This is a genomic window from Streptomyces sp. SudanB182_2057 (genome assembly GCF_964272715.1).
GTDB classification, from domain to species: Bacteria; Actinomycetota; Actinomycetes; order Streptomycetales; family Streptomycetaceae; genus Streptomyces; species Streptomyces rubradiris.
Map to the genome: position 1 here is coordinate 139129 of NZ_OZ186799.1, position 12057 is coordinate 151185.

A 12057-nucleotide genomic window follows, 5' to 3' on the forward strand; every position below is an offset into this window, starting at 1 on the left:
ATCAGTCCGACATGGCGACGAGAACCCGCCGACGTCCGGTGAAGGGGCGCCGACCGTGTGCCACCGCGAGGTTGTCCACGAGGAGTACATCGCCTGTGCGCCACTCGACGTCGACGGCCTCGCGCAGACCGCGTTCGCGGATCTGGACGACGTATTCCTCCGGGACCGGTGCGCCGTCGGGGAAGGTGACGTTCTGAGGCAGCTCCTCCTCGGGAAGGATGGCCCGCAGCGCAGCGGCGGTCTCGTCGCCCAGCCCGGCCGCATGCCACTGGTCGGCCTGGTTGAACCAGACCTCGTCGCCGGTGACGGGATGACGGCGCGTCGCTGGCCTCACCTGAGTGATGCGCAGACCGCCGTCGGACTTCCATTCCCACGACGTCCTGGTCGCGGTGAGGAAGTTCTCTACCTCGGCCGGGTCATCGGTCTCGAACGTCTCCTGCCAGCTCTTGCCCAGTCCCTTTCCGCCGTGCAGGTTCTGCGTATAGCGGATCCCGTCGGCGAAGGCGCTGCGTACTTTGTCGTCCAGCGCGGCCAGCCATCGGGCCCCGTCCACCAGCGGAGTCGCGCCGCCGGTGGCGGGCTGTTGCTCGCAGTAGAACAGCAGCCGCGCCGGCCAGTGGTGTGAGTACGACAACTCGTTGTGCATCGAAATGGTGAATTCTGCGGGGTATTCCGTTGACGTGTAGACGTTCTTTCCCACTTTGGTGCGCGGCGAATTCCCGTGAACGTAGGCGAGTCGGTCAGGCAGAAAGAGGTCGAGCGTCGGCTCCAGGTCGTCGAGTGTAATTCCGAAGCCGCGGAAGACGATCGCTTTAGCCTTCATGAGCGCCTCGTGAAGGTCGATGCCCCGTAGATACTCCGCAAGACCCTGCGGGCCCGCGGGGACTCCGGTTCCGCTCGGAGTGAGCTCAAGTGGGAACCAGTCCCGGTCGCCGGCCATCGGTCTCTCCCTTCGAAAACACTGAGCACAGACGCTGCCCGCGAGATCTATATTTTCTCCCTACCGTTTCTATTCGGTGGTGTCGATATAGCTTTTCTATGGAGGTGCGTGGGGACCATGTCGATGTGACGATGATTGTCTCGAATCCCCTGGGATTCAATGTTGGTGACCTCTATATCGATCTCTTCGACATAACCGGACGTCGGCTCATGCTCAAGTGCGAAGGGTTCAACTTCGCCGGCTCCATCAAGATTAAGGCCGCCGTCGAAATGGTGGACATGGGCGAGCGGGAAGGGCTGTTCGCTCCCGGGGACACCCTGGTGGAATCGTCCTCCGGGAACATGGGCATGGCGTTGAGCATCGTGGCTGCCCAGCGGGGCTACCGGTTCGTCTGTGTCACCGACACGCGGTGCAACCGGGCGGCACGTCGCGCCATGGAGACACTCGGCAGTGAGGTGCACGTCGTCACCCAGCCGAACCCGGTGAGCGGGTTCCTCGGTGCGAGGCTGGCTCATGTCCGGAAGCTGTGCGCGGACAATCCCGCCTATCGGTGGCTCAACCAGTACGCCAACGCGGGTAACTGGACGGGACACTACCGCACCACTGCCCAGGAGATCGCCAAGGCGTTTCCGGAACTCGACGTCCTCTTCATCGGTGCGGGCACGACCGGCACCCTCATGGGCTGCGCCCGCTATTTCCGGGAGACACGCCCCTCGGTGACCATCGTGGCCGTCGATGTCGTGGGCTCGGTGACGTTCGGTCAGCCCGAGGCCCGTCGTCTCATTCCCGGCCTCGGTACCAGCGTGCGCCCCGAGATCCTGGACACCGACCTCGTGGACGCCGTCGTTCATGTCGCCGAGCCCGACACCGTCCGGACCTGCCATGAGCTTGTCCGGCATGGATTCCTCCTGGGCGGCTCGACAGGCACGGTGGTCCAGGGAGCTCTCGACTGGCTCGCTGCCGCGGAAACACCCGACGAACTGACCGCGGTCGCCATTTCACCCGATCTCGGCCACCACTACCTCGAGACGATCTACGACGACGACTGGGTCGCCGACTCCTTCCGCTGAAGACCGACTCACCCCCCATGTGAACCATCCGAGGAGTTCCGATGCCGTTGGCTGCTCCGGTGCCACCGATAGGTTCCGGCTCGCTGCTCGTCTTCCTGCTCCAGGTGGCGGTGCTGCTCCTCACGGCCGTTCTTCTCGGGCGCCTCGCGATGAGGGCCAGGATGCCGCCCATCGTCGGCGAGATGCTCGCGGGCGTGCTGCTGGGGCCCTCGCTGTTCGGGTGGCTGGCGCCGGGTGCCTCGGACTGGCTCCTGCCGTCCGACCCGGCCCGGATGCACATGCTCGACGCCGTGGGCCAGATCGCAGTGGTGCTGCTCGTCGGCATCACCGGGATCGAGATGGATCTCGCCCTGCTGCGCCGCCGTGGTCGTACGGCGCTGCATATCAGCCTGTCCGGTCTGCTCATACCCTTGGGGCTCGGCATCGGTGTGGGCTATGCGCTGGCGAAGGTGCTCTCCCCGGCGAACGTCGACACGACGGTCTTCGCGGTCTTCATGGGCGTCGCCATGTGCGTCAGCGCGATTCCGGTCATCGCCAAGACGCTCATGGACATGAACCTCATCCACCGCAACGTGGGCCAGTTGACCCTCATGGCCGGCACGATCGATGACGCTTTCGGCTGGCTCATGCTGTCGGTGGTTTCCGCGATGGCCGTCGACGGGTTGACCACCGGCAAGTTCGCCCTGGCGCTCGCGCACCTGCTGCTCGTCGTGCTCGTCGCGGTGCTGATCGGACGTCCGGTCGTGCGAGTGGTGCTGCGTCTGAACCGTGGTTCCCAGGACCGTACGGTCGCCATCGTCGCTGTTCTCGTCCTGTTCGCAGCGGCCGGCACCCAATCACTCGGCCTCGAGGCGGTCTTCGGAGCCTTCGTCTGCGGCACGCTCATCGGTTCCTGCCGGGAGTTCACGCGTTCCCACCTGGCCTCGCTCCGTACGGTCGTCCTCTGCGTGCTGGCCCCCCTGTTCTTCGCGACGGCGGGGCTCCGGGTCGATCTGCGGGCACTGAGCCGGCCCACCGTGCTCGCTGCCGCCTGCGCCGTACTCGCCGTCGCGATCGCCGGCAAGTTCGCCGGCGCCTATCTCGGGGCTCGGCTGAGCCGGCTCGGCAAGTGGGAGGCGCTGGCGCTCGGTGCCGGGATGAACGCGCGTGGCGTCATCGAGGTGATCGCGGCGATGGTCGGCCTGCGACTGGGCATCCTGAACGTGGCCGCCTACACCATCATCGTGCTCGTAGCGGTGGTCACCTCGGTCATGGCGCCGCCGCTGCTGCGGTTGGCGATGAAACGCGTCGAGTACACCGAGGAGGAGCACCTGCGCCTGCGGGCACGGAGCGACGGCGGCGTATGGCCCGACAACGGCACACTGAGCGCGGCGCACAGCCCACGGCCTCGGCAGCAGTAGGCGGCGGAACCGGCGGTGCGTCACCCCCACCCGGAGCGAGGTGCACCGCCGGGACAGTGAGGAAGCGCTCGGGAGGGTCATCAGTTCGCGTGGATGCCCTCGCATCGGCGCAGGTTGTTGGGGGCGTGGGTGAGGAGTACGAGGGCCAGGAGCACGGTGTCGAACCGGCGCGGTTGCCGCTGAGTGTGGCGGGTGCCTGGGAGATGACGGCCAGGGTGCGCGAGGCGATGGACGATGTCCGGTGCTTTGTGGTGGTGCTCGCCGTCTGGGTCCGCGATGCGCATGCCACCCGCGTCTGGCTCCCCCTCGGACACTCGAGCTGGGAGTCCTATTGCGCCGCGGAGTTCGGCATCAGCCGCGCCCAGGCGTACCGGCTGCTCGATGGCGCCCGCGCGCTCGCCGCGGTCCACGGCGCCGTCGCCGCCGGCACCGATTCGTCTCGCACGCGAGACAGCGCCGCGGACGGCGCGGCCGCGCTCGACTACGGCCTGTCCCAGTGCGCCCTGATCGATGTCTCCAGCCGCGTGGAGGATGTCGCGGAGTGATCACCCGCCGCCTCGCCGCGCTCGCCCACAGCGGCCTCCAGGTCCTCGACACTGCCACGGTGCGTGCCGTGGTCCGCCGGGCCGTCCGCGGCGTCCGCACCGCCCCGACACCGCCGCCCGCCGATGCGCCGGCGGACCCGACCGTCGCCGCGCTGCGCCGCGTCGTCGATGACCTTGCCGCCAGCAGCCACGCGATCGGGGAGCTGATGCTCGAAATCGCCCCGTCTACCTCTCCGACGCCGAGGCCGCCGACGTCCTGACGCTGCTCGGCGAACCCCTCGAACACGGCCTCGCCGCCCGCCGCTACGCGATGTCCGGCGACCGCCGTGCCCTGCACGGCACCGTCGCGGGTGCAGCGCAGCATTTGCATGGGCCAGGCGGCACACTTGTGCTGCTCGGGGGGCAGGCCGGCCCCGGCCGGGGCAGCACGGCCAGCTACTGCACGCTGCTCGGACCTCGCTGCTTCCCGCCAATACCCACTGCTTCAGAGGCAGGCAGCAGGAGCACGGGGCCGTCCCGGCGGCTGCGACAGCGCAGATCTGCCATGTCCGGCAGGAGATCCATGCACGGCTGCTGCATACAGCGGCCATGCTCCGAGGGGCCGCCGTTTGTGGCTGGGCGGATGGGCACTGCCTCGGCACCCACCCAGTTGCTGGGATGGGCCTGGCCACTGGTGACGACCAAGGTCGTGCCCGGCTGGCTGCCGCTGGCTGCTTCAACCGCATAGGTCAGTGGTGTCCAGCAGAGTCCCTGCATGTAGGAGGGCTTCCTGCGGATCCGCCAGCGGTACTCGATCCCGTCAACGGTTATGCGCCGGGAACCCTTCTTGTTCAGCGCCATCTTCACCTCCTGCGCCGTTGGACTCTGATGTGTCGCCGCGGTCGCAAAAAGGCAGGTTGCACGCGAACGTACCGAACGTTATCCCCGACAAGCACCTTCGTGACTACGGATGGGTTGATCAGCCCATAAGTTGGTGTCAGTGCCGAGCGACCCGGCGCATCGCACCCCACCCCGGGTGCACTCACCCCGATCGGAGAGCACCGTGAAGAACAGGGCGTTGTGGCGTGTAGTTGACAACGAGAGTGGTAGCCAGTCCATCGTCAGCACGCCCTCCGAGGCGGTCGCGTTCGTCAACAGCCGGTTCGATACCGATGACGACGACGAGCCGTTCAGCATCACCGAGGTCGGTCCTCTCCTTCCGAAGCCGCTCGGGGTCATCACCGCATGGGCCGCCGAGAAGGACGGCGAGCGAACCGACGGGCGTACTGCCCCGATCACCATCAGGCCGGTTGTGACGGACAACGCCAGCGAGTGCGATGACGTCGTGCTCTGGGGCGACGTGTACGTCTCCTGGGACCACGACATGTACACCGTCGAGGGGCCGGACGGCTCCGAGTACAGCGAGGCTTACAGCGCAACCGAGCTGAGCGCGATCCTCGACGAGTACGCCGACGACTACGAGTACGCGCCCGAAGGGCCTGACAGCCACAGGTGGCCGAAACCGGAAGAGTTGATCACCTACGGCGCCCAGGAGTGTGCCAAGCGGTTCGGGCACCTCGACGACGACGCCCTGCTGTGGCTCGCTGCCACCCGCATCACGCTCGCCGTGTGGCGCAACACACCCGTCGAGAACTGGCATGCCGGGAAGAGTCCGCTCCACGACGGCACAATGATGCGGATCAACACGGCAACCACCCGACTCGTGCGCTCGATGCTGTCGTTCGACCATGTCGACTGGATCGGTCTCGGCCTCGCGATCGTCAACCCGTCCCGGGTTCTACCGACAGGGCAGTCCGTACTCGAGCTCGGGCTGGCCTGCCACAACCCTGACGACCCGGCGCACGAGGTTGATCCGCGAGAAGAACTCGCGGAGATGGCGCAGGACGCGATCGCTTGGGGGCGAACGTACCGCCTTCGCGAGAAGGAGTTCGGCCTGCGAACCCTGATCGAATTCTTCTGCGCGTTTGACAACGGCTGGTTCGGAGCACCGAGTTGGGGGCGCATCGTCGATCGGTTCCTTACGGCTGTCGACGACCGGGAGAATGCGCACTGGCGCATGTACCGGGACAAGCCTTGGTTCGACGAGTGGTTCACCAACCGCCCGGCCGACATTGCGGACACCACGGAACTTCGTCGGCTGCTCCTTGCCGGGCCCGACCTGCTGTCCGAGGAGGCCGCCGAATGGTGCGTGGATGGTGCCATCGGCTACATCTGCCAGGACGACCACGCGAACGGCTGCTGGCGGTGCGATATCCCGCTGGCAACGGAGTCCCCAAACGAGTGAACGTGGGCAGCCTCATCCGCGAGTGCTACGTCCGCGTCCGCATGAGGGGCCCACGCCACACCCTCGGCCCCGGCCACCCTGGCGACCGCCGCGGTGTACGCCTGGCCGGCGCCGCGCGGCTGCAGGGGGGGTGCCGGCGGGCCGGTGGTCGTCGGCACCCATGGGGAGGACGTCCGGCACGACCTCCTGCGGCTGCCGCCTGCGCAGGCGAAGCGTCGGGACCCGGTGCCCTCCGAGCGCCGACGAACAGGGGCGGCGCGCCGCCCCGCTCCCCAGCGGGGCGTGCAGGGGTAGCTGGACTTCGCCATCGGAGAGCCGACGCGGGATCCGGACGCCCGCTTCTGACGCCTCAGCCCCGGTGGACCTGTTGGAGGTAACAGGTCCACCGGGGCTGACGTGTTCCGTTCCGTTCCGTGTCAGGTGAGGCCGGCGGAGGCGTTGTCGTCCCAGCCGTCGTTGCGCTGCATGTAGTTGAGCATGGAGCGGGAGTGGCGGGTCCAGCCGCCCTGGTCGGCGATGGCGATGCCGTCGCGGCCCTTGCAGCGGGCGACGGAGGCCAGGCCGATGCGCAGGGAGTGCCCGGTTCAGGCGATCGGCACCCCGGCCCGCGTGGAGATTCGCTTGATGGCGCGGGGGACGGAGTCGGGGACCATGCCGCCGGTGACGTGGCCCCACCGGTCGATGCCGACAAACTCTGCTGGGTCTATCACGCGATCCTCCCCAGCATCTCGCGGGCGAGCTGCGCGTAGCCGGCGCGAGCCTCGGCGATCTGCTCGCGGTCGGCAGAGCGCAGGCCCTCGCGCTCGCGGGCGAGCCGGGCCTGAGTCGTCCGGGCTTCGGCGATGACCGCCTGGTCCGGCTCGGGCTTGGCCCCCTCGGAGGCGATGAGCGCGCTGTAGGCGCCGACCGCCCCGTTCACCGCCTCGTACCTGGCTGTCTCCTCGTTCGACCACTCGTACGGGCCCAGTTGGTCGGTGATGCTGACTCCGCTGTTCGGCATGATGATTCCCCTTCGTTCCTCAGTGACATCTTGCTGTGCCGTGCCGGGCCGCAGGTAGGTTTCCCGCCCGCAGCCTGGACGCCTATCGGCCGGCACCGCGCAGGGCGCCCGCGGTGATCCAGAACGGCTCATTCTGGCCACCTCCTCGGTGACCAGGCGCTCCAGATAGTCGCGTACGGCGGACGGCCGCTCATCGAATGCCTGGGGGTTGTCAGGGTCGGGGTGACCCAGGACCGCGAAGGACAGAGCCCTCGCGAACGTGACCGGACCGGTGCCGTCATAGCCCCACGTGACGTCGGTGAGGGGCGAGCGAGATGAACCTCGTGTCCCGTCCCACGGATTCAGTGAGCCCCTGGCCCTCCGTCGGCCTCCATGTGGCCTTCATCACTGACTTTGCTGTGACCTGACGCTTCGTTTGCCCGTCTCCTGTGGTGCACGAAGCTGAAAGTGATCATGGTCACTCAATTTGTACCTTTTTCACATTTTCTACCCACTTATGATCATTGACGTGAGAAAGATCCTTTATGTCGCGGTTACTGCTGTGACCGCGGCCCTGCTGTCCACGCCGGCCACCGCCGGTGAACTTGGCACGACCCCCTCGCCGCAGGAAGGCACGCCGACCTCCGGTGCGTTGACCCCCGGTGAGGAAGCACAGCTCCACGAGGACGTCGCTGCGGACGACGCGGAGGGTGGAGTCATCGCGGACTACAACGGCCGCAAGATCAACCTGGCGGAGGGCTGGCAGGGCGCCGCTGTCTGCGGTGAGGACCCCGTCACCGGCCAGGCCAAGTGCTGGGACTCCGTGGAGGAGTCCAACCAAGACCTCGCCAAGAGCAAGGCCACGCACCCCGCGCTCCAGCGCAAGAACGTTTCCCTGGCCTCCACGGCTCCCGCTGCGGCCACGGCTGACCCGGCGGACGAGGACGACGAGTACACCGACGACGTCACCACGGGCGACGGCGGCTCCACGATCGCCGAGCCGGACGAAAAGGATCCTGCGGGTCCCGGCTCGGGAGTGATCTCCGCCCTTTACACGGCCTGCCCCGTGTACAACGTGTGCCTGTGGGAACATGCGGACTTCAAGGGCCGGATGCTGAAGTTTCCCACCCAGCCGACGTCGAAGACCCGCCACTTGAGCAAGTGGGGCTTCCGCGACAAGACCTCCAGCGCCTACGTCAACCGCGCCCAGCGCGGCGTGGAATGCTACGACATCCGCACCGGGATGCCGGACCCGCACTTGTTCCTGGGGGCCCAGAACATCTACAAGAACTTCAAGAAGTACGGCTACCCGCTGTATGCCGGCGGAGGCAACTGGAACGACAAGATCGACGCGATCAAGTACTGACCCATCCTGTTGAACGGCGGGGGCCCGAGCCCTCGCCGTTCCTCCTGTTCCAGAAGGAGATCTGCGTGAACATCCGGCGTACCGCCGTCCGCACCGCCGTGCCCGCAGCGATGCTCGCCCTCGCGATGACGGCCTGCTCCAGCGAGGCCCCCGGAGAGTCCCCCATCCCCGACAAGTTCCCCGTCTCAGACAACAGCGCAGCCATGACCCACAGCGCCGAACGATTCCGTGCGTACGGCAAGGACCACCATCACGCGAAGATCACCAGCACGGTCGACCGCGTCTTCGACCGCGAGGACGGACACGTCCTGATCAGCACCCGCATCGGCACCGATGACACCGCCACTACGACGGCCAAGCAGCTCGCCGACGTCTACCGCTCCTACGCCGGCGACGCACCCAAAGCCACCACAGTGACCATCTACAACGTCCTCAACGACGCCCTCGTCACCCAGCAGCTTCACAAGAAGTAGACGACCCCGGCAGCAACCGGCACGACGTCACCCGGCTTCTAGCGGCTGCCGTTGTTGTGGTCCCCTGCCGGTAACCGGAGCGGTTCTCGCCTCTACCATCCGTTGGCACGTGCGGCATGCGCACGACAGCCGCTGTGGCGGTATTCGGAAAAAGGATGGTCATGAGAGCTGGAGCAGGCGGCGTTCGGGCGCCGCGGCGCAGACGGGCGCGGGTGTGGCTGGCGGCTGGGGCCGTGCTCGTAGGGGGAGCGGGAGCCGTCGTGGTGGTGAACGTCTCCTCCGGGGACGGCGGAGCAGCCGGTTCCGCACATCGGCCGCAGGTGGTGCGGGCGTCGGTGGACTCGCTGGGCGTGACCGGCACTTCGGCCGACGGGCGTGACCTGGGGGCCCGGTCGACGAAGCCGTTCCGGATGCTGGCGGTCAGCTGGAGTGACGCCCGTGGCCGGCTGGACGGGACGGTGCAGGTGCGGACCAGGTCGGTGGCGACCGGCCGGTGGAGCGGCTGGCAGCGTCTGGCGGCCGGGGATGCGCTTCCGGATCCGGCGGAGCGGGACCGGGCGGGGGTGCGTGGTGCGACGGCACCGCTGTGGACCGGTCCGTCTGACGGAGTCCAGGTGCGAGTACGCGGCGCGCACGGGGAGCGGGGATTGCCGGCGGGACTGACCGTCGACCTGGTGGATCCCGGGCGTGCGCAGGCGTCGGCCGGAGGCGTGGGGGGCGGGCAGGCCGCGGCCGCGCTGGAGCCGGCGGGGTACGCCGTCGACGCGGACGGGGACGAAACACCGACGGATGCACCCACCGGGTCCTCGTCCTCGGCGCCGGAGCAGACTCCGACGGACGCGGCCTCGGTTCCGGTGGCTTCCCCGTCGGACTCCGTTCCGGTCTCGCCCAGCGAAAGCGTCTCCGAGCCCCCGACCGGTTCCGGGACGCCCTCACCCAGCACCTCGATCCCGGTTTCCCCCAGCGCGGCTCCCACCACCACCGCGCCCAGTACTCCGCCGAGCCCTCCCGGCTACCTGCCGTCCCTGTCCGCGGCGTACCCGTCGTGCCCGAACGCCTCCGCGGTCCCGCAGACGGTGCCCAGCCCCCTGCCGGCCGCGCCCCGCACCTCGACGGTGCCGGCTCCGCCGGTGGTCACCCGCGCGGGCTGGGGCGCGGACGAATGCGCGCGGGATGCCGGTTACCCGGACTACGGCCGCACGGTGAAGGTGGTCTTCGTCCACCACACCGACACGACCAACACCTACTCCTGCGGCGACAGCGCGGCGATCGTGCGCAGCCTGTACGCCCTGCACCTGCACCAGGGATGGCGGGACATCGGCTACAACTTCCTGGTCGACAAATGCGGCACCATCTTCGAGGGCCGCTTCGGCGGCACCGCCCTGCCGGTGGTCGGAGCCCAGACATACGGCTTCAACACCGACTCCATGGGCATCGCCGCGATCGGAACCTACACCGACCTCAGCGGCGGCGACTCCACGTCCAGCACCATCCCCGGCGCCACGCCGACCAAGGCCATGCTGACCTCCATAGCCCGCCTGGCCGCCTGGAAACTGAACATGTCCGGCATCAGCCCCACCGCCACCAGCACCCTCACCGAGGGCGCCAAGGACAGCTACGGCTTCACCTACGGCCAGAGCTACACCCTGAACGCGGTGTCCGGACACCGCAACGGATTCGCCACCGACTGCCCCGGCAACCAGCTCTACGGCAAGCTCGCCGACATCCGCTCCTACGCGGCCGGTCCCGCCACCGGACTCACCGTCACCGGCGTCGACGGCCCCAGCGGCGCCGCCAAGGCAGGCACCGCCTACGTCACCGGGACCAGGGCGACGGTCCGCTGGACCACCGCCACGCCCACCGCGCTGCTGACCGGCGCCGAGGTCCTCGTCGACGGCGCCACCGCGGCGAAAACGCCGGGCAGCGCCTCCGCCGCGGCCATCACGCTGACCGGCGGCCGTCACACCGTCCAGGTGCGCGTGACCCATGTCAGCGGCAAGACCACCACGTCCGCCGCGGTCACGGTGATCGCGGACACCACCCGCCCGACCTACCCCACCGCCCCCTCGGCCGCGCTGCGCACCGGCACCGTGAACACGGCCGGTGTCCCGGTGACCGTCACCTGGAAGGCCGCCGACGACAACGGGGTGCGCGCACAGGCTGCCACCTCACCGACAGCGGCCACCCTGGCGAGCTCGGCGACCAGCTGGTCCACCACGGCCAAGGCCGGCGCCTCCACCCAGTTCGCGCTGAAGGCCACCGACCTGGCCGGCAACACGGCCACGGCCTCGGTCACACGGACAGCGACGCTGCTGCAGGAAAGCGCGGCCAAGGCCACGGGCAGCTGGAGCAAGCGGTCGAGCACCAGCTACCTGGGCGGCTACTCGTCCAGCTCCTCGACCGCCGCGGCCTCCCTGACCTGGACGTTCAAGGGCCGCTCGGTGGCCTGGATCGCCTCGCGGGCTTCCACCTCCGGGCAGGTCAAGGTCTACCTCGACGGCGTGTACCAGGCCACCGTCGACCTGAAGTCCGCCACCACGTTGTTCCGCCAGGCCATGTGGACCAAGACCTGGAGCAGCGCGGCACAGCACACCGTGAAAATCGTGGTCGTCGGCACCTCCGGCCGGCCCACCGTCACCACCGACGGCATCGCCGTCCTCAATTGACCCTTGCAGCCACAGTGCCGGCTCCCGGCCCGAGCGGGCAACGGAGCCGGCACTGCGGTTCTCCTCCCCTCGTTCGCCCGGAGAAATAAGCGGGCCGAGTGGGAGCACTCGACCCGTGGGCGCAAGGGGCACGCTGCGGTGACCGGCCGCGGGGAGTGCTCTTGTCTCGGCCCCGGTGAATGCGAGGCACGCTGGGATTGAGAACGCGGATGACCAGCTCGTCCCGGCCGAGCTTGAGCTGGGGTGATACGAGGGCAGGAAGCAGCCGCAACTCTTTGCGGCTGAACGGGCCGAATCCGGACGACCATCGAGCGGTGGGCCGGGTGCCCTTCGG

At 68.4% G+C, this 12057-nt stretch carries 12 protein-coding genes; 8 read left to right on the plus strand and 4 right to left on the minus strand.

Annotated elements, in window-relative coordinates:
- Nucleotide 1 precedes the first annotated feature (1 nt).
- On the minus strand, nt 2-940 hold the full coding sequence (locus ACSURM_RS38765; protein ID WP_436961382.1) for a TauD/TfdA family dioxygenase: 939 nt from the start codon (nt 938-940) through the stop codon (nt 2-4).
- A 131-nt stretch (nt 941-1071) separates the two neighbouring features.
- Here ACSURM_RS38765 and sbnA point away from each other — a divergent pair, with 131 nt between their 5' ends.
- From sbnA to ACSURM_RS38785, 4 genes are all read left to right on the plus strand, one after another.
- Nucleotides 1072-2010, plus strand: coding sequence for a 2,3-diaminopropionate biosynthesis protein SbnA (gene sbnA / locus ACSURM_RS38770; protein ID WP_436961403.1), 939 nt, complete (start codon nt 1072-1074; stop codon nt 2008-2010).
- A 41-nt stretch (nt 2011-2051) separates the two neighbouring features.
- Nucleotides 2052-3410 (plus strand): cation:proton antiporter, encoded by a 1359-nt coding sequence (locus ACSURM_RS38775; protein WP_436961383.1) that lies wholly within the window; start codon nt 2052-2054, stop codon nt 3408-3410.
- Nucleotides 3411-3535: 125 nt separating this feature from the next.
- Nucleotides 3536-3955, plus strand: coding sequence for a hypothetical protein (locus ACSURM_RS38780; protein ID WP_436961384.1), 420 nt, complete (start codon nt 3536-3538; stop codon nt 3953-3955).
- Entirely contained in the window at nt 3952-4215 is a 264-nt protein-coding gene (locus ACSURM_RS38785) for a hypothetical protein (protein ID WP_436961385.1), read from the plus strand. The genes ACSURM_RS38780 and ACSURM_RS38785 overlap by 4 nt, the downstream gene beginning before the upstream one ends.
- Nucleotides 4216-4390: 175 nt before the next feature.
- Here ACSURM_RS38785 and ACSURM_RS38790 read toward each other — a convergent pair whose 3' ends face one another.
- Nucleotides 4391-4795 carry a hypothetical protein gene (locus ACSURM_RS38790; protein ID WP_436961386.1) on the minus strand — a complete coding sequence of 135 codons (405 nt, stop codon included), beginning with the start codon at nt 4793-4795 and terminating at the stop codon, nt 4391-4393.
- A 202-nt stretch (nt 4796-4997) separates the two neighbouring features.
- Here ACSURM_RS38790 and ACSURM_RS38795 point away from each other — a divergent pair, with 202 nt between their 5' ends.
- Nucleotides 4998-6239: a hypothetical protein gene (locus ACSURM_RS38795; RefSeq protein WP_436961387.1), complete on the plus strand. Its 1242-nt coding sequence runs from the start codon at nt 4998-5000 to the stop codon at nt 6237-6239.
- Nucleotides 6240-6823: 584 nt separating this feature from the next.
- Here the strand turns inward: ACSURM_RS38795 and ACSURM_RS38800 are convergent.
- Both ACSURM_RS38800 and ACSURM_RS38805 read right to left on the minus strand, forming a co-directional pair.
- Entirely contained in the window at nt 6824-6949 is a 126-nt protein-coding gene (locus ACSURM_RS38800; protein ID WP_436961388.1) for a hypothetical protein, read from the minus strand.
- Nucleotides 6946-7239, minus strand: coding sequence for a hypothetical protein (locus ACSURM_RS38805; RefSeq protein ID WP_436961389.1), 294 nt, complete (start codon nt 7237-7239; stop codon nt 6946-6948). Before ACSURM_RS38805 ends, ACSURM_RS38800 begins: the two co-directional genes overlap by 4 nt.
- A 508-nt stretch (nt 7240-7747) precedes the next feature.
- Here ACSURM_RS38805 and ACSURM_RS38810 point away from each other — a divergent pair.
- From ACSURM_RS38810 to ACSURM_RS38820, 3 genes are all read left to right on the plus strand, one after another.
- Entirely contained in the window at nt 7748-8584 is an 837-nt protein-coding gene (locus ACSURM_RS38810; protein WP_436961390.1) for a peptidase inhibitor family I36 protein, read from the plus strand.
- A gap of 65 nt (nt 8585-8649) precedes the next feature.
- The gene (locus ACSURM_RS38815) at nt 8650-9057 is read left to right on the plus strand and encodes a hypothetical protein (RefSeq protein ID WP_436961391.1); all 408 of its coding nucleotides are present in this window, start codon (nt 8650-8652) and stop codon (nt 9055-9057) included.
- A gap of 1076 nt (nt 9058-10133) precedes the next feature.
- Nucleotides 10134-11723 (plus strand): peptidoglycan recognition protein family protein, encoded by a 1590-nt coding sequence (locus tag ACSURM_RS38820; protein ID WP_436961392.1) that lies wholly within the window; start codon nt 10134-10136, stop codon nt 11721-11723.
- Nucleotides 11724-12057: the final 334 nt, after the last annotated feature.